The 16,312-nt window shown below is 72.5% G+C and carries 15 protein-coding genes; 8 read left to right on the top strand and 7 right to left on the bottom strand.

Annotation, left to right across the window (positions count from 1 at the left end):
* Positions 1 to 60: 60 nt before the first annotated feature.
* The 4 genes from NVV95_RS03570 to NVV95_RS03555 are packed head-to-tail and all read right to left on the bottom strand — an operon-like array spanning position 61 to position 4,528.
* Positions 61 to 2,397 (bottom strand): ATP-binding cassette domain-containing protein, encoded by a 2,337-nt coding sequence (locus tag NVV95_RS03570; RefSeq protein ID WP_259485157.1) that lies wholly within the window; start codon positions 2,395 to 2,397, stop codon positions 61 to 63.
* A gap of 2 nt (positions 2,398 to 2,399) precedes the next feature.
* On the bottom strand, positions 2,400 to 2,810 hold the full coding sequence (locus NVV95_RS03565; RefSeq protein ID WP_259485156.1) for a VOC family protein: 411 nt from the start codon (positions 2,808 to 2,810) through the stop codon (positions 2,400 to 2,402).
* Positions 2,811 to 2,815: 5 nt separating this feature from the next.
* The gene (locus tag NVV95_RS03560) at positions 2,816 to 3,259 is read right to left on the bottom strand and encodes a helix-turn-helix transcriptional regulator (protein ID WP_259485155.1); all 444 of its coding nucleotides are present in this window, start codon (positions 3,257 to 3,259) and stop codon (positions 2,816 to 2,818) included.
* 51 nt (positions 3,260 to 3,310) lie between these two features.
* Positions 3,311 to 4,528 (bottom strand): HAD-IA family hydrolase, encoded by a 1,218-nt coding sequence (locus NVV95_RS03555; RefSeq protein ID WP_259485154.1) that lies wholly within the window; start codon positions 4,526 to 4,528, stop codon positions 3,311 to 3,313.
* Between the two features lie 170 nt (positions 4,529 to 4,698).
* Between NVV95_RS03555 and NVV95_RS03550 the strand changes: the two genes are divergently transcribed.
* The 5 genes from NVV95_RS03550 to NVV95_RS03530 all read left to right on the top strand — a co-directional run bounded on the left by NVV95_RS03550 (position 4,699) and on the right by NVV95_RS03530 (position 9,941).
* Positions 4,699 to 5,853: a LacI family DNA-binding transcriptional regulator gene (locus NVV95_RS03550; protein WP_259485153.1), complete on the top strand. Its 1,155-nt coding sequence runs from the start codon at positions 4,699 to 4,701 to the stop codon at positions 5,851 to 5,853.
* Positions 5,850 to 6,902, top strand: coding sequence for a class I mannose-6-phosphate isomerase (locus tag NVV95_RS03545; protein WP_259485152.1), 1,053 nt, complete (start codon positions 5,850 to 5,852; stop codon positions 6,900 to 6,902). The genes NVV95_RS03550 and NVV95_RS03545 overlap by 4 nt, the downstream gene beginning before the upstream one ends.
* 114 nt (positions 6,903 to 7,016) lie before the next feature.
* Complete coding sequence (locus NVV95_RS03540; RefSeq protein WP_259485151.1) at positions 7,017 to 7,778, top strand: ATP-binding cassette domain-containing protein; 762 nt, start codon at positions 7,017 to 7,019, stop codon at positions 7,776 to 7,778.
* Positions 7,775 to 8,896, top strand: a complete 1,122-nt coding sequence (locus tag NVV95_RS03535) for an ABC transporter permease (RefSeq protein ID WP_259485150.1) — start codon at positions 7,775 to 7,777, stop codon at positions 8,894 to 8,896. The genes NVV95_RS03540 and NVV95_RS03535 overlap by 4 nt, the downstream gene beginning before the upstream one ends.
* A 49-nt stretch (positions 8,897 to 8,945) precedes the next feature.
* Positions 8,946 to 9,941, top strand: a complete 996-nt coding sequence (locus NVV95_RS03530; protein WP_259485149.1) for an ABC transporter substrate-binding protein — start codon at positions 8,946 to 8,948, stop codon at positions 9,939 to 9,941.
* A 68-nt stretch (positions 9,942 to 10,009) separates the two neighbouring features.
* Here the strand turns inward: NVV95_RS03530 and NVV95_RS03525 are convergent, their stop codons facing one another.
* The gene (locus NVV95_RS03525) at positions 10,010 to 10,828 is read right to left on the bottom strand and encodes a class II fructose-bisphosphate aldolase (protein ID WP_259485148.1); all 819 of its coding nucleotides are present in this window, start codon (positions 10,826 to 10,828) and stop codon (positions 10,010 to 10,012) included.
* Positions 10,825 to 11,622, bottom strand: a complete 798-nt coding sequence (locus NVV95_RS03520) for a DeoR/GlpR family DNA-binding transcription regulator (RefSeq protein WP_259485147.1) — start codon at positions 11,620 to 11,622, stop codon at positions 10,825 to 10,827. Before NVV95_RS03520 ends, NVV95_RS03525 begins: the two co-directional genes overlap by 4 nt.
* 163 nt (positions 11,623 to 11,785) lie before the next feature.
* Between NVV95_RS03520 and NVV95_RS03515 the strand changes: the two genes are divergently transcribed.
* The 3 genes from NVV95_RS03515 (at position 11,786) to NVV95_RS03505 (ending at position 15,368) form a co-directional block, all read left to right on the top strand.
* Positions 11,786 to 13,546 carry an FGGY-family carbohydrate kinase gene (locus tag NVV95_RS03515; protein WP_259485146.1) on the top strand — a complete coding sequence of 587 codons (1,761 nt, stop codon included), beginning with the start codon at positions 11,786 to 11,788 and terminating at the stop codon, positions 13,544 to 13,546.
* 80 nt (positions 13,547 to 13,626) lie between these two features.
* Complete coding sequence (locus NVV95_RS03510) at positions 13,627 to 14,391, top strand: DeoR family transcriptional regulator (RefSeq protein WP_259485145.1); 765 nt, start codon at positions 13,627 to 13,629, stop codon at positions 14,389 to 14,391.
* Positions 14,388 to 15,368: a 1-phosphofructokinase family hexose kinase gene (locus tag NVV95_RS03505; RefSeq protein WP_259485144.1), complete on the top strand. Its 981-nt coding sequence runs from the start codon at positions 14,388 to 14,390 to the stop codon at positions 15,366 to 15,368. Before NVV95_RS03510 ends, NVV95_RS03505 begins: the two co-directional genes overlap by 4 nt.
* 93 nt (positions 15,369 to 15,461) lie before the next feature.
* Here the strand turns inward: NVV95_RS03505 and NVV95_RS03500 are convergent, their stop codons facing one another.
* Positions 15,462 to 16,223 carry a DeoR/GlpR family DNA-binding transcription regulator gene (locus NVV95_RS03500; RefSeq protein ID WP_259485143.1) on the bottom strand — a complete coding sequence of 254 codons (762 nt, stop codon included), beginning with the start codon at positions 16,221 to 16,223 and terminating at the stop codon, positions 15,462 to 15,464.
* Positions 16,224 to 16,312: the final 89 nt, after the last annotated feature.

Genomic DNA, 16,312 nt, shown 5'->3' with positions numbered 1-16,312 from the left:
AAATCGCCCTTCCAGAGCGCTGAGAGGGCGATTTGCGACGGCTCGATCGGGGGAGGAGGGTCAGGGGGCCACGTAGGCCGCGAGGTGCTGCGCCGTGAGCGTGTCCCCGGCCGCCACGAGCGACGCCGGCGTGCCCTCGAAGACCACGCGGCCGCCGTCGTGGCCGGCGCCGGGGCCGAGGTCGATGATCCAGTCGGCGTGCGCCATCACCGCCTGGTGGTGCTCGATCACGATCACCGACTTGCCCGAGTCGACGAGGCGGTCGAGGAGCCCCAGCAGCTGAGCGACGTCGGCGAGGTGGAGGCCCGTGGTGGGCTCGTCGAGCACGTAGACGCCGCCCTTGCCGGCCATGTCGGCGGCGAGCTTGAGGCGCTGGCGCTCGCCGCCCGACAGCGTCGTCAGCGGCTGGCCGAGCGCGAGGTAGCCGAGCCCGACGTCGGTCAGGCGCGTCAGGATGGCGTGAGCCGCCGGCAGAGCGGCGTCGCCCGAGGCGAAGAACGGCAGCGCCTCGGAGACGGGCATCGCCAGCACCTCGGTGATGTCCTTTCCGCCGAGGTGGTAGCCGAGCACCGACGCGTCGAAGCGCCGACCCTCGCACTCCTCGCAGGTGGTCGAGACCGAGGCCATCATGCCGAGGTCGGTGAAGACGACCCCGGCACCGTTGCAGACCGGGCAGGCGCCCTCGGAGTTCGCGCTGAACAGGGCGGGCTTCACCCCGTTGGCCTTCGCGAACGCTTTGCGGATCGGCTCGAGCAGTCCCGTGTAGGTCGCGGGGTTGCTGCGCCGAGACCCGCGGATGGGCGTCTGGTCGACCGTCACCACTTCCTCGCGCGGTGAGACCGAGCCATGGATGAGCGAGCTCTTCCCCGACCCGGCGACCCCGGTGACGACGACCAGCACGCCGAGCGGGACGTCGACGTCGACCCCCTGCAGGTTGTGCGAGGTCGCGCCTCGGATCGGCAGCGTGCCCGAGGGCGTGCGCACCGAGGCCTTGAGGGCGGCCCGATCATCCAGATGCCGCCCGGTGACGGTGCCCGAGCCCCGCAGCCCGTCGACCGTGCCCTCGAAGCAGACCGTGCCCCCGGCCGCCCCGGCGCCCGGGCCGAGGTCGACCACGTGGTCGGCGATCGCGATGGCCTCGGGCTTGTGCTCGACGACGAGCACCGTGTTGCCCTTGTCGCGCAGCTGCAGCAGCAGCCCGTTCATGCGCTGGATGTCGTGCGGGTGGAGCCCCGTGGTGGGTTCGTCGAAGACGTAGGTGATGTCGGTCAGCGCCGAGCCGAGGTGCCGGATCATCTTCACCCGCTGCGCCTCACCGCCCGAGAGCGTGCCCGAGGCGCGGTCGAGCGAGAGGTAGCCGAGCCCGATGCCGACGAAGGAGTCGAGCAGGTGCACGAGCCCCTCGAGCAGCGGCGCGACCGACGGCTCGTTTAGGCCCCGCACCCATTCGGCGAGGTCGCTGATCTGCATCGCGCAGGCGTCGGCGATGCTCAGCCCCGCGACCTTCGACGAGCGGGCCGCCGCGCTCAGGCGCGTGCCGCCGCACTCGGGGCAGGCCGTGAAGGTGGCGATCCGGTCGACGAAGGCGCGCACGTGCGGCTGCATCGACTCGCGGTCCTTCGCGAGGAACGACTTCTGGATCTTCGGCACGAGACCCTCGTAGGTCATGTTCATGTTGTCGAACTTGACCTTGACCTGCTCCTTGTAGAGGAAGTCCTGCCGCTCGGCGGCGGTGTAGTCGCGGATCGGCTTGTCGCCGTCGAGGAAGCCCGACTTCACGAAGATGCGCACCATCCACCCGTCGGCGGTGTACCCCGGCACGGTGATGGCGCCCTCGTTCAGCGACTTGCTCTCGTCGAAGAGCTGCGCCAAGTCGATGTCCGAGACGCTGCCCCGGCCCTCGCAGTGCGAGCACATGCCGCCGGTCACCGAGAAGCTGCGCCGCTCCTTCGTCACCACGCCCGCCTTCTCGGTGGTGACGGCTCCCGCCCCTGAGATCGACGCCACGTTGAACGAATAGGCCTGGGGCGAACCGATGTGCGGCTCACCCAGCCGACTGAACAGGATGCGCAGCAGCGCGTTCGCGTCGGTGGCCGTTCCCACGGTCGAACGAGGGTCGGAGCCCATGCGCGCCTGGTCGACGATGATCGCCGTGGTGAGCCCCTCGAGCAGGTCGACGTCGGGCCGGGCGAGTGTGGGCATGAAGCCCTGCACGAAGGTGCTGTAGGTCTCGTTGATCAGCCGCTGCGACTCGGCCGCCACGGTGTCGAACACGAGCGAGCTCTTGCCCGAGCCCGACACTCCCGTGAAGACCGTCAGCTGCCGCTTCGGGATCTCGATCGAGACGTCCTTGAGGTTGTTCTCGCGCGCCCCGCGAACCCGGATGACCTCCGCCATGCTCAGTGGGCCTGCTGGATGCGCAGCAGGTTGCCGGCGGGGTCGCGCACCGCGCTGTCGCGGATGCCGTAGGGCTGGTCGGTGGGCTCCTCGACGACCTCGGCGCCGGCTGCGACGATGCGGTCGAAGGTCGTGTCGAGGTCGGGGGTCGAGAGGATGAGCGTGGCGTAGGTGCCCTTCGCCATCATCGCCGCGATCGTTCCGCGCTCGTCGTCGGTGAGCCCGGGGCCGGCCTCGGGCGGGTAGAGCACCACCGAGGGGGCGCTCTGCCCGGCGGGTGCGACGGTGATCCAGCGGAGGCCGGAGTAGCCCACGTCGTTCAGGACCTCGAAGCCCAGCACGTCGCGATAGAACGCGAGCGAGGCCTCCGGGTCGTTCTGCGGGAGGAAGGTCGACTGAATGCTGATGTCCATGGCCGTCACACTATTGGCGCGGGCAGCGCCGGCGCTTCTCGATTCCTGACCGGTCTCGTCACCTGCCGGGCGACGCACGAAGGCAGGGCGACGGTGGCCGAAGCGGCCTGGCGTCGGTAGACGCTCGGCGGCACCCCGACGAGCTCGCTGAAGCGGGTGCTGAAGGTGCCGAGCGACGAGCAGCCGACCGCGGTGCACACCTCGGTGACGCTGAGGTCGCCTCGGCGCAGCAGCGCCATGGCCCGCTCGATGCGCCGGGTCATCAGGTAGCTGTAGGGCGACTCGCCGAACGCCTCCTTGAAGGCCCGGCCGAGGTGCCCGGCCGAGACGTGCTCGCCGCGGGCCAGCGCCTCGACGTTCAGCGGCTGCGCGTACTCCCGGTCGATCCGGTCGCGCACCCTCCGCAAGCGAGCGAGCTCGCGCAGGCGGTCGGCGGATGCGGTGGTCACGCTCCGGATTCTGCCACAGGGCACCCGCCGCGCGGGAGGGGGCCCGGATGCTCAGCCGGCGCTGAGCCGGAAGCCTCCGCCAGCCTGCAGCTCCACCCGCAGCTGGAACAGGCCGTCGATCACGAGGTCGGCGTGGAGCTCGTGCGGGTCGTGGGTTCCCGCGATCGCGACGGTCGTGCATCCGGCCGCCTTCGCCGCCGCCAGACCGGCCGGAGCGTCTTCGAACACGACGCAGGAGGCGGGGTCGACGCCGAGGCGCTCGGCCGCCGTGAGGAAGGGCTCCGGATGCGGCTTGCCGTTCACCACGTCGTCGAACGTCACGAGCTCCGCCGGCGGGGTCAGCCCGGCGGCGCGCAGCCGGCTGGTGGCGATCACGCGGGTGCCGCTCGTGACGATGGCGCGGGCATCGTCGGGCAGGGAGCCGAGCAGCGCGGCGGCGCCGTCGAGCGCGATCACGTCGCCGAGGTCGTTCACCTCGATCTCGGTCACCCGGGCGAGTGCCTCGGCGGCCTGGTCGCCCGAGAAGAAGGAGTCGATCACCTGGGCGGCCGGACGCCCGTGCCCCTCGGCCAGGAGGTCGACCTCGAGGCCGTACTCGCGGGCGAGCTGCTGCCAGGAGCGCACGACGGAGGGGGTGGAGTCGATCAGGGTGCCGTCGAGGTCGAACAGTCCGGCCGCGAAGGTGCGCCCGAAGACGGGGGAGTCGGCGGGCAGCCGACGACCGCCGCCGAGACGCCGGCGCACCGAGGCCAGCTGCTGGGCGGTGGAGAGGGACGCGTCGACGAGGAGGTGCGGCACGGCCGGCTCGGCCTCGGCGGGCGGGTCGACGACGTGCACGTCGCGCGCGGCAGCCCGGAGCCCGCGTCGCTCGGTGAGCAGGGCGGGGGAGGCGCGGAGCCAGACCACCTCGGGCACGCCTCCGGCCGCGTCGACCAGCTGCCGCCACTCCTCACCGCCCGCGAGCTCGGCCGTGAAGGGGGCCACGACGACCGCATCGACCCCGGCGCGCACCTGGTCGGCGACCGCGGCACGGAGAGCCGCGTAGCGAGCGGGCCGCACGACGGGACGGAGGGCGGGGTCGTTCCAGTGGGCGCCGCCCGAGAGCTCCGGGCCGAGGCCCTCGAGCACCGGGTTGGTGAGCGAATCGAGGTCGAGCAGGGCGGCGGGGAGGGCGCGGGCGAGCTCCAGCCCGAGGGTGCTCTTGCCGCTTCCCGCGGCTCCGGCGACGACGATGATCATGGTGCTCCCGAGGTTATCGAATTGAGACATCGCGACTGCTTGACAACGTTGTCGCCGCGAGTCAGTATAGGCGGACACGAGAACGACGAGGTTCGGGAATCCCGGATCTCTCCGCGAATGACAACGCTGTCAAAGGAGGTGGGCGAGATGCCCGGTACGACCCCGAACTCGCTGACCGCCTCCGCTCCGGCGGTGCGCTCATGAACCGCCGACCCGGCATCAAGGACGTCGCGGCCAGCGCCGGCGTCAGCATCAAGACCGTCTCCCGCGTCGTGAACGCCGAGGAGGCCGTGCACCCCGAGACCCGGGCGCGCGTACTGCACGCCATCCAGCAGCTGGGCTACGTGCCCAATACGGCGGCCCGCTCGCTCAAGTCGGGAACCGGCGGCGCCATCGGCGTCGTCATCGACTCGCTCGCCGACCCGTTCTTCGCCGCCCTGGTGAGCGCCATCGAGACCCGCGCCCTGAACGAGGGGCTCAGCGTGCTCGTCGCCTCGTCCAGCCTCGACCCCGACCGGGAGCGCGAGCAGCTGCTCAGCCTCGTGGCGGGGCATCAGGTCGCGGGCGTCATCTTCGCGCCGGTCGCGTCCGAGCATCCGTACCTCGCGCCCTACCGCACCACCACGCCGGTGGTCGCGGTCGACCGTTCGCGAGCCGGCTACGACAGCGTGGTCGTCGACGACCGCGGGGCGGCGGCGCTCGCCGTGCAGCAGCTCGTCGACCTCGGCCACGAGCGCATCGCCTTCTTCGACCGCGACGAGCGCTTCTCCACCATCCACCGGCGGCTGAGCGGCTACCTCGACGTGCTGCAAGGAGCGGGCATCGAGTTCGACCCCGAGCTGGTGTCGTCGACTGTCGACGGCGACCTCGATTACCTCGGCGAGGCCAGGCGGCTGCTCGGGCTCGCGAACCCCGCGACCGCCTTCTTCGCCTCCAACGCGAAGGCGGCGATCGGCCTCACCACCGCGCTGCACCGCATCCACCGCCAGGACACGGCGATGATCGCGTTCGGCGACTTCTCGTTCGCCGACGTGCTTCGGCCGGGCGTCAGCTGCATCGACCAGGACCCGTTCCTGATCGGCAACGCCGCCATCGAGCGGCTGCTGGCCCTGCGCGAGGAGTCGTCGGGCGAACCGCGCGAATGGATCGTGCCGACCGCGCTGCTGCAGCGGGGCTCGGGCGAGATCACCGGGCCGCTCGCCGGGGGATCCGCCACGGCACCCGCCCCCGCGTCCGCCGCCTCGACATCCGCCGCCGTGCCCGCCGCGTCGACACCCGCCGCCGTGCCCGCCGCCTCCGCCGCCTCGACCCACCCGGCCCCGTCAGCCCGCCTCGCCGAAGGAGACGTCGCATGAAGCCGACCATTCTCGCCCCCAACCAGATCGAGCACTTCTACCGCGGCGGCGACCGCATCGCCGCCCTGCGCGGCATCGAGCAGACCTCGGAGTACCAGCCCGAGGAATGGCTGGGCGCCACCGTCTCCCGCGCCGACCACGGTGACATCGGGCTCAGCCGCACCGTCGACGGCGACTTGCTGCGCGACCTCGTGGCCGCCGACCCGGCGGCCTGGGTGGGCCCCGACCACGCCGACGCCGCGAGCACGAGCGACACGGGCATCCTGGTCAAGCTGCTGGATGCCCGCCAGCGCCTCCCCGTGCACGTGCACCCCTCCCGCGCCTTCGCCACGAGCCACCTCGACTGCCCCTACGGCAAGACCGAGGCCTGGTTCATCCTCGACGCGGAGCCCGGAGCCGCCGTGCACCTCGGCTGGAGCGAGCCCGTCGACCGCGACGAGCTCGACCGCCGCCGCGACGCGCAGGACTCCGAGTGGATGCTCGCGCGGATGAACCGCATCGAGGTCTCCCGCGGCATGGGTGTCGTGGTGCCGGCCGGCACCGTGCACGCCATCGACGAGGGCATCTTCCTCGCCGAGGTGCAGGAGCCGACCGACTTCTCGATCGTGCTGGAGTGGTCGATCACGACCTCCACCCGCGACGAGTCGCACCTCGGTCTCGGCTTCGAGACCGTGATGCCCGCCGTCTCGGTCGACGCGCTCGGGGCGGATGCGCTGCAGCGGCTCGTCAGCCGCCACGACCTGTCGGCGCGGAGCGGGCGGGCCACGAGCGTGCTCGCCCCGGCCGCCGATCCCTACTTCCGCGTGCTGCACGCGGCGCCACCCGCCGGCGAGACCGTCGCCCTCGGGCCCGGCTTCGCCGTGGCCCTCGTGCTCGAGGGGGAGGGAGAGTTCGTCGGAACCGACGAGCGCCTCGCCTACCGCGCGGGCCATGTCGTCGCGGTGCCCGCTGGATTCGGCCCCTGGGAGGTGCGGGGCACGGGAAGCGTGCTCGTCGCCACCCCGGGCGTCGGCTGGCCGCACTCGCTGGCCGCAGGAGGAGTCGAATGACCCCCGAGCGCGAGACCCCCGACCACTTCAGAGCATCCCAAGATCCAGGAGCACCCGATGACCACACCCGGAACCACCCGCAGGCCCCGACCGGCCGGAAAGGAGTGAACTGACATGACCACCCCCGTATTGGAGGCCCGAGGCCTCTCCCGCGCGTTCGGACACGTCCGTGCTCTCGACGACGTGGACTTCGAGGTCTACCCCGGAGAAGTGACCGCCCTGATCGGCGACAACGGCGCCGGCAAGTCGACGCTCGTGAAGGCGCTGTCGGGCAACCTCGCCGTCGACACCGGCGTGATCAAGTTCGAGGGCAACCCCCTCCAGCTGACCAACCCGATGCAGGCGAGCGCGCTCGGCATCGAGACCGTGCACCAGGACCTGGCGCTCGCCCCCCACCTCGACCCGGTGCAGAACATGTACCTCGGTCGCGAGGTCATGAAGAAGGGCATCGGCGGTGCGTTCGGCTTCATGAACGTCGCCGAGATGCGGACCGAGTCCCGCCGGGCGTTCGACGAGCTGGGCGCCACGGTGCGCTCGCTCACCTCGCCCGTCGGATCGATGTCGGGCGGTCAGCGCCAGGCGATCGCCATCGCCCGTGCGGTGCACTGGGCGAACAAGGTCGTCTTCCTCGACGAGCCCACCGCGGCCCTCGGCGTACGGCAGACCAAGAACGTGCTGGAGACCATCCGGCGGGTGCGCGACAAGGGCATCGCCGTCGTGTTCATCAGCCACTCGATGCCGCACGTGATGGAGGTCTCCGACCGCATCCAGGTGCTGCGTCTCGGTCACCGCGCCGCGGCGATCGACACCAAGACGACCAACATGGAAGAACTCGTCGGCCTGATGACCGGCGCGAGCACGAGGGGTGTGGCATGACCGACGACGTGAGGGACGCCGACCTGAAAAAGGCGGAGTTCGGCCAGACCGATGCGGCCGGCCCGGAGACGACCTCCATCAACATGGCGCAGTCCAAGGAGACCGCGCTCACCCGACTGCTGAAGGCGCAGGCCTTCCAGATCCTGATCGTGCTGATCGTGATCGTCGCGATCTTCAGCGCGCTCGCCCCCGACACCTTCGCCCAGCTGTCGAACCTCCGGCTCGTGGTGCAGAACGCCTCGATCCTCGCGGTGCTCGGCGTCGGTATGACCTTCATCATCATCACCTCGGGCATCGACCTCTCGATCGGCTCGGTACTCGTGTTCTCGGGTGTCGTCTCGGCGATCGTGATGAGGGCCATGGGCGGCGACGACTGGGGCACGGCCACCGTCGGGATCATCGTGTCGATCCTGTCGGGCCTCGCCTGGGGCATCTTCAACGGCCTGCTGATCTCGAAGGCCAAGGTGCCGCCGCTGATCGTGACGCTGGGCTCGCTCGGCATGGCGCTCGGCCTCTCGCAGATCATCACCGGCGGCGTCGACATCCGCGACGTGCCCTCGGTGCTGACGAACTCGATCGGCTACGGCAACATCTTCGGCGGCATCCCGATCATCTCGGTGGTCGCTCTCGTGATCGTGATCATCGGCGCCATCGTGCTGCACAAGACCAAGTTCGGCCTCTACACCTACGCGGTGGGCTCGAGCGAGGAGGCGGCGCGCCGCGTCGGCGTGAAGGTCGACCGGCACCTGATCAAGGTCTACGCGCTGTCGGGTGCCCTGGCGGGCCTCGCGGGCATCCTGTCGCTGTCGCAGTTCAGCACGACGGCCATCGCCGGCCAGTCGCAGACCAACCTGAACGTCATCGCGGCGGTCGTCATCGGCGGAACCTCGCTGTTCGGCGGCTACGGCACGATCTTCGGCACGGTCGTCGGTCTCTTCATCCCGGCCGTGCTGCAGAACGGCTTCGTCATCACCGGCGTGCAGCCGTTCTGGCAGCAGGTCGCCGTGGGCGCCGTGCTGATCGCGGCGGTCTACGTCGACCAGGTCCGACGGGCCTCCGCGGCCCGCGGGGCCTCCACCAGCCTCTGGCGCCACTTCGCCAGACGGAACAACAAGTGAACAGCACCACTCCCGTAATTGCATCACTAGAAGAAGGACAGGTAACACGATGAAGTGGAACAAGAAGATCCTGGGAGTCGTCGCCATCGGCGCGACCGCCGGTCTGGCTCTCGCCGGATGTGCGGGCGGCGACTCGGGCGGGGCCTCGAGCACCGGCGCCGCCGGCAGCGACGGCTACAAGATCGCGTTCGTGCAGGGTGTCGCCGGAGACGAGTTCTACATCTCCATGCAGTGCGGCATCGAGGCCGCGGCCAAGGAGGCCGGCGCGACCGTCACCACCCAGGGCCCGGAGAAGTTCGACCCCACGCTGCAGAAGCCGCTGGTCGACTCGGTCGTGGCCTCCAAGCCCGACGCCCTGCTGATCGCCCCGACCGACGTCAAGGCGATGGAGGCTCCGCTCAAGGCGGCCGCCGACGCCGGCATCAAGGTCGTGCTCGTCGACACCACGGTCGAGGACCCCTCGTTCGCGGTCTCGGCCATCGCCTCCGACAACGTCGGTGGCGGAGAGGCGGCCTTCAAGGCCATCCAGGACGCCCACCCGGACGGCGGCAAGGTGCTCGTCGTGTCGGTCGACCCCGGCATCTCGACCACGGACGCCCGTGTCGAGGGCTTCCAGAAGGCGGCCGAGGCGGACAGCAAGTTCGAGTACCTCGGCGTGCAGTACAGCCACAACGAGCCGGCCACCGCGGCTGAGATCGTGACCGCCGCGCTGCAGAAGGACCCCGACATCGTGGGCATCTTCGCCGCCAACCTGTTCGCCGCCGAGGGCACCGCCACCGGCGTGCAGCAGGCCGGCAAGCAGGACTCGGTCACCATCGTCGGCTTCGACGCGGGCCCCGCCCAGGTCAAGCAGCTGAAGGCCGGCACGGTTCAGGCGCTCGTCGCCCAGGAGCCCGCCACCATCGGCCAGGACGGCGTGGAGCAGGCCATCGCGGCCCTCGACGGCGGCTCGCCCGAGAAGGAGATCCAGACCGGCTTCACCATCCTCACCAAGGACAACATCGACGGTGACGGAGCGGACGCGGTCTACAAGTCCAGCTGCTAGTCAGCACGCACGAACAGAGGCGGCGTCGGGGTTCTCCCCGGCGCCGCCTCTGGCGTATGCCCGACCGCTCAGGCGACGAGACGCAGCAGGCGCTCGACCTCGGCGGCCACCGCGTCCCGGGCCGGGCCGAGGTATCTGCGGGGGTCGACCAGGTTCTCGTCGGCGGCGAGCACCTCGCGCAGCCGGCGGCTGAAGACGCCGTTGATGTGCGTGGAGATGTTGATCTTGCGCATCCCGTGCTCGACGGCCCGCACGAGATCGGCGTCGGCCACCCCGCTCGACCCGTGCAGCACGAGCGGCACGGGAACGGCGGCCGCGAGCTCGGCGATGAGCCCGAAGTCGAGGGTGGCGCTGCGCGAGGTCATGGCGTGCGAGGAGCCCACTGCGACGGCGAGCCCGTCGACGCCGGTCGCCGCCACGAAGGAGGCGGCCTCGGCCGGGTCGGTGCGGACACCCGGGGTGTGCGCCCCGCCCTTGCCGCCGATCGCGCCCAGCTCGGCCTCGACCCAGACGCCGCGCTCCTGGGCGGCCCGGGCGATCAGGGCGGTGCGGGCGACGTTCTCGTCGTCGGGCAGGGTCGCGGCGTCGAACATCACCGAGGTGGCGCCGAGCTCGACGGCCTCGCGCACGAGGGCTTCGTTCTCGGCGTGGTCGAGGTGCACGGCGGCATCGATGCCGGCCGTGCGCGCGAGCTCCAGCGTCGCCAGCGTGATCGGGGCCAGCCCGCCGTGATACCGCGCGGCGTTCTCGCTGATCTGCAGGATGACCGGACGGCCGGCGGCCTCGGCGCCGCGCACGATGGCCTCGGCGTGCTCGAGCTGGATGACGTTGAAGGCGAGCACGGCTCGTTCGCGGGCGAGTACGTCGCCGGTGGTGACCAGGGTCATGGGTTCCTCTCGGGGGTGGATGCTCGGGGGTTCGCCAGCACGAGGTCGACACCGTCGTCGCGCAGCTGCCGGGCGGTGGCGGGGTCGAGCCGGTCGTCGGAGACGATCCGGTCGAAGCGGTCGAGGGTCGCGAAGCGGCAGAGGGAGGCGGTGCCGAACTTCGGCGCCGTGACGGCGAGGAGGCGGCGGTCGGCGGCGGCGAGCATCCGCTCTTTCACCGCGGCCTCGTCGGGCAGGGTCGTGTAGGCGCCCCGGCCGGGCAGCACGCCGTTGGCGCCGAGCACGGCGACGTCGGCGTGCAGCTCGTCGAGCCGCTGCTCGGTCCAGGCGCCGACGACGGCCTGGGTGACGGCGCGCACGGCGCCGGGCAGCGCGAGCACGGTGATCGACGGATGCGCGCCCAGCACCGACGCGATGGGGAGGCTGTTCGTCACCACGACCAGCGCGGAACGGCGGGGGAGCGCCGACGCGATCTCGAGCGTCATCGAGCCGCTGTCGAGCAGCAGCACCCCCTCCTGCGGCAGCTCGTCGACCACGGCCCGGGAGACGGCACGGCGTTCGGCCGCGTCTTCGCGGGCGCGTTGCGAGAGGGTGGGCTCGAAGGGTGCCCGGGTCACCGGCACGGCGCCCCCGTGGCGGCGGCGCACGAGGCCGCGGCGCTCGAGGGCGGCGAGGTCGCGGCGCACGGTCTCGGGGGTCACGCCGAGCTGCGCGCTCAACTGCTGCACCGCGACACCGTCGGGGTGCTCGCGCGCGGCGGCGAGGATGGCGGTGTGCCGCTCCGCTGGGTACATCTGCTCCGCCGATCCGGGTCGTGACAGCGCGACTCTACCCGAATTCGCCCGATAGAGTGACCGATTCGGTTGATATGCTTTTCGAAGCGGGCGAAGTCGGGCGCGAGCATCCGCTCGTCGCTGTCGGACCCGCGATCTCGCACGTCGATCGGAGAGGATCGAGATGGCTGCACGACCCGAGGGCCCCCGCTACCTGCTGGGGGTCGACGCCGGCCAAACCGCGGTGAAGGCCGTGGTGCACGACGAGCAGCTGCGGCCCGTGGGGATCGGGCGGCGTTCGAGCCCCGTCGACCGCTCGACGCCCCGCTTCGCCGAGCGGCCGCAGGAGGCGCTCTGGCAGGCCGCGGCAGAGGCGATCCGGGAGGCCGTCGACGCGTCGGGCGTCGACCCGGCGCAGATCGTGGCCGTGGGCATCACGGGGCACGGCGACGGCCTGCACCTCGTCGACGCGATGGGCGCGCCTGTGGGGCCGGCCATCACCGCGATGGACTCGCGGGCGCACGTCGAGGCGGCCTCGCTCGCGGCTGACCAGTCGCGGATGCGCGTGGTGCTCGAGCGCTCGGGCCAGGAGCCGACGCCGGGGGCCGCGGGCAACCTGCTGCGCTGGCTGCTCGCGCACGACCCCTCTCGGATCGATCGGGCGGCGGCGATGCTGTTCTGCAAGGACGTGATCCGGCTTCGGCTGACCGGCGTCGTGGCGACCGACTACTCGGATGCGACGGCCTCCTTCCTCGATACCGCCACGGCTGAGTGGAGCCCGGAGATCCTGGCGGCGTACGGGCTGCCGTCGTCGCTGATGCGGCTGCTGCCCGAGCTGCACGCGAGCGGCGACGTCGTCGGCACGGTGCTTCCGGCCGCCGCTGCGCTGACCGGGCTGGCCGAGGGCACGCCGGTGATCGCGGGGATGCACGACGTGCAGGCCGCGTCGATCGGCATGGGCGCGCTCGTGCCCGGACGGCTCGCGCTCGTCGCCGGGTCGTTCAGCACCAACGGGGTGACGACGACGCGGCCCGACGTGGACGTGCGGTGGCAGTCGCGGCTGTCGATCACGCCGTCGCTGCGGATCGCGATGTCGACGTCGGCGACGGCGTCTCCGGCGCTGGACTGGGTGCTGCGACTGCTCGGAGTCGACCTCGCGGCACCGGGCGGGGAGGAGGCGCGCGACCGGCTGTTCGCGGCCGCCGCGGCGCTCGACCCCGAGGAGGCGGTGCCGCTGGTGCTGCCGTTCCTGTTCGACTCGCCGCTCGGGGCCTCGAGCTCGGCGGCCCTCGCCGGGGTGCGGGGCTGGCACACGCCGGCGCATGTGCTGCGCGGCACCCTCGAGGGGATCGCGCTGATGCACGTGTGGCACACGCGGGCGCTGGGGGAGAGGTTCGACTGGGACGAGCCGGTGGTGCTCGGCGGCGGGATCGCCCGCGCGCCGCTGTACGTGCAGCTCGTGGCGAACGCACTGCGGTCGCCGGTGACGGTGGTGCAGAACGAGGAGGCCGGGGCGTTCGGGGCTGCGGCGGTCGCGGGGGCGGCGGTGGGGGTGTTCGCGTCGGTGGAGGAGGCGCAGGAGCTGGTGACGCGGGCGGCGCCGGTGCGGCCGACGACGGCGTCGGCGGGGTACTGGGCGGGGGTGGTGCGGGCGTTCGACGAGGCCGTGGAGGCGCTGGGGCCGTGGTGGGAGGCGCGCGCGGGTGAGGCGGGTGGTTCCGGTGCGGCGGGCGCGGCTGCCGGTGGCGGTGCCGGTGGCGGTGGCGGTGGCGCGGGTGCGGTGGGCGGCGGGGCTGCCGATGCCCGTGGCGGTGGCGGTGGCGCGGGTGCGGCGGGCGGCGTGTCCGCTGCTGCGGGCGCGGCCGACGCGGGCTCGGCCGGCGGGTCGGTGGTCGAGGTCGATGGGCGGCCGGCGGCCGTTCGGGGCGAGGGGGCCGGGGCGTGAGCGGGGTGGAGAGCGCCGCGGTCGATAGGGGTTCAGCTGCGGGCGCCGGCGATGGGCGCCTGTCCGTGGCCGAAGGGCGGGTGTCCACAGACGATCAGCGGCCGTCCGCGGGCGCGCGGCGGCGGGAGCGGATCGTGGCGGCGCTGGGCGTGGTCGGGCGGGTCGAGGTGGGGGAGCTCTCCGTCGAACTCGGGGTCGCCGAGGAGACCGTGCGGCGGGATCTGCGTGCGCTCGAGGGCGAGGGGATGCTGCGCCGGGCCCACGGCGGGGCCATTTCCGTGGATTCGGTGGGCGAGCATCCTGAACCGGACGGAGCTGCGCGGGCCATCGCCGGGGCTGCCCGGGGGCTGGTGCCCGCGGGGGCCTCGGTGTTCCTCGAGGCGGGGGCCGTGGGGGAGGCGCTCGCCGGGATGCTCGATGCGGGGAGCGGTGTGCGGATCGTGACCGCCTCGGTCGCCGTGGCGCTCGCCGCCGCGCTGGTGCCGGAGCCCGCCGAGACGCATCTGCTGGGCGGGGTCGTCGGCGCCGAGGGCACCGCGTCGGGCCACTGGGCGCGCGAGCTCGCGGGATCGGTGCACGTCGACGTCGCCGTCATCGAGCCGGTCGGTGTGGCCGGGGGCGCTCTGTTCGCGAGCGACCCCGACCGCGCCGCGGTGACGGGCGCCGTCGCCGCCACGGCCGGCACCGTCGTGCTGGTGCTGGCGGCGCACCAGGCGGAGGGTCTCGCCGCTTCGATGAGTCTCGACCGGATCGACCACGCGGTCGTCGTCCCCGGCGCCCTCGACGGCGCGGCGCTCGAGCTGCTGGCCGAACGCGGCACCCCGGTCACGGAGGTGGCGGCATGAGCGCCATCGTCACCGTCACGCCGGCGCCGGCCATCGACCTGACCTACCGGGTGGGCCGGCTGGAGCTCGGCGAGGTCAACCGCGCCGACGCCGTGCACACCGAGCTGAGTGGCAAGGGTGTCAACGTCGCCCGGGCGATCGCCCTCTCCAAGCTTCCCGTCTCGGCCGTGCTCGCGCTCAGCGCCCAGGGAGCCGAGCTCGCGCGCGACGGCGGCTTCGCCGAGCTGCTCGCGGGGGTGCCCGATGCGGGCCGCACGCGCGTGAACACGACGCTCGTCGACGCCTCCGGCACTACGACGAAGGTGAACGAGGCGGCGCCGCCCGTCTCCGCCGAGCTGTGGGCGGCGATCGTCGACCGCACCGAGGCGGAGCTGGTCCGGCTCGACGCGTCCTGGCTGGTGGTGTCGGGGTCGATCCCGCTGCTGGCCGGCACCTCGCAGCCGGTGCCGTTTCTCGAGCTGGTGCAGCGCGCCGCCGCTCGCGGCGTGCGGGTCGCGGTCGACACGGCGGGGGCGGCGCTGGCCGCCGTGGTCGCCGACCTCTCGGCCGTCACGCTGATCAAGCCGAACACGCACGAGCTCGCCGAGCTGACCGGCTCGGCGCTCCGCACCGTGGGAGACGTCGTCGCGGCGGCCCGCACGCTGCACGAGGCCGGCTGCGACGTCGTCTACGTGAGCATGGGCGCCGACGGGGCGCTCGCCGTGTCGGAGTCGGGTTTGCAGCTCGCCCGGGCGCGGGCCCGGGTCGTCAACACGGCGGGCGCGGGCGACGCGTCCCTGGCGGGGTTCCTCGTGGGCTCGGCGGGGGCGGGTGGCGCGCTCGATGTGGCCTCGGGGGTGCGGCTCGCGGCGTCGTGGGGGGCGCTGGCGGTTGGGCAGGCGACGACGCTGCTGTCGTCGGTGGAGTCGGCGCCTCGGGCCTCCCTCGTGCGCGACCCCGACCCGTCGACGCCACTCACGGAGCCGGCCGCGCCCTGACCACGGCGCCCGCCGCGCCCTGAGCGGGCCCTGCTTCACCCGCCAGGAGTACCTTGCGCGACGCGTCGCACTTGTCGGAGGAGTTGCTGCGGGTCAGAGGATGCGGGGCAGGTGCGCGCGGTAGGGGTCGAGGCGGGCATCCGCCGGGTCGAGCTCGGTGACCAGCACGTCGACGCGGTCGAGGGTGAGCGAGCGCACCCGGGCGCGCGACTCGAGCTTGGAGGCGTCGAGCGCCAGCACGACCTCCGCCGAGGCGCGGGCGAGTGCATCCTTCACCGCCGCCTGCGCGAGCGTGCTCTCGCTCGTGCCGCTCTCGCCGTGCACGCCGAGCGCCGACACCACGGCGACGTCGAAGTGGAACGCCGAGAACGCCGACTCGGTGAGCGCCCCCACGAGGCTGAGGTTCTGCTCCTCGCGCTCGCCGCCGGTGAGGTAGCCACGCACGCCGGGCTTGCGTGAGAGGGCGTCGAAGGCGGCGAGGCCGTTGGTCACGACGGTGAGCGGATGCTCGGCCGGCAGCGCCTCGGCCACCACGAACGCCGTGGTCGACGAATCGAGCCCCACGGCGGCACCCGCGGGCAGCAGAGGCAGGATCTTCGCCGCGATCCGCTGCTTCGCCCGAACGTTCTGCGCCTGCCGCGCCGCGAACGGATCGGCCTGCACCGGAACCACCCCGCCCCGCACCCGGCGCACCCGGCCGGCGCTCTCGAGCAGCTCGAAGTCGCGCCTGATGGTCATCGGATGCACGTCCCACAGCTCGGCCGCCTCGGCCAGCGGCAGCCCGCCGCGCTCCTCGGCGAGCTCCAGCAGGGCGGCGCGGCGGGTCTCGCCGTCGAGCGTGCCCTTCAGTGCCATGCCGTCCTCCGGTCGGGTGTCGTGCGGGCCCTTGCCCGGCCCTGTTCGCCGATGATACATTTCACACGAAATAACATCAATCACGAGGA

Origin of the sequence: Herbiconiux gentiana (genome assembly GCF_024978135.1) — a bacterium.
In the GTDB taxonomy this organism is placed as follows: Bacteria; Actinomycetota; Actinomycetes; order Actinomycetales; family Microbacteriaceae; genus Herbiconiux; species Herbiconiux gentiana.
The sequence above is the reverse complement of the archived record's forward strand: the minus strand, read 5'-3'. Positions and strand labels throughout refer to the sequence as shown.

Bases quoted from the DNA above. Each gene is read 5' to 3' on its own strand.
- NVV95_RS03540 (WP_259485151.1), top strand. From the start codon at position 7,017: ATGACCACCCCCGTATTGGAGGCCCGAGGCCTCTCCCGCGCGTTCGGA.
- NVV95_RS03530 (WP_259485149.1), top strand. From the start codon at position 8,946: ATGAAGTGGAACAAGAAGATCCTGGGAGTCGTCGCCATCGGCGCGACC.
- NVV95_RS03520 (WP_259485147.1), bottom strand. From the start codon at position 11,622: ATGTACCCAGCGGAGCGGCACACCGCCATCCTCGCCGCCGCGCGCGAG.
- NVV95_RS03570 (WP_259485157.1), bottom strand. From the start codon at position 2,397: ATGGCGGAGGTCATCCGGGTTCGCGGGGCGCGCGAGAACAACCTCAAG.
- NVV95_RS03505 (WP_259485144.1), top strand. From the start codon at position 14,388: ATGAGCGCCATCGTCACCGTCACGCCGGCGCCGGCCATCGACCTGACC.
- NVV95_RS03535 (WP_259485150.1), top strand. From the start codon at position 7,775: ATGACCGACGACGTGAGGGACGCCGACCTGAAAAAGGCGGAGTTCGGC.
- NVV95_RS03550 (WP_259485153.1), top strand. From the start codon at position 4,699: ATGAACCGCCGACCCGGCATCAAGGACGTCGCGGCCAGCGCCGGCGTC.
- NVV95_RS03515 (WP_259485146.1), top strand. From the start codon at position 11,786: ATGGCTGCACGACCCGAGGGCCCCCGCTACCTGCTGGGGGTCGACGCC.
- NVV95_RS03545 (WP_259485152.1), top strand. From the start codon at position 5,850: ATGAAGCCGACCATTCTCGCCCCCAACCAGATCGAGCACTTCTACCGC.
- NVV95_RS03565 (WP_259485156.1), bottom strand. From the start codon at position 2,810: ATGGACATCAGCATTCAGTCGACCTTCCTCCCGCAGAACGACCCGGAG.
- NVV95_RS03525 (WP_259485148.1), bottom strand. From the start codon at position 10,828: ATGACCCTGGTCACCACCGGCGACGTACTCGCCCGCGAACGAGCCGTG.
- NVV95_RS03555 (WP_259485154.1), bottom strand. From the start codon at position 4,528: ATGTCTCAATTCGATAACCTCGGGAGCACCATGATCATCGTCGTCGCC.
- NVV95_RS03500 (WP_259485143.1), bottom strand. From the start codon at position 16,223: ATGGCACTGAAGGGCACGCTCGACGGCGAGACCCGCCGCGCCGCCCTG.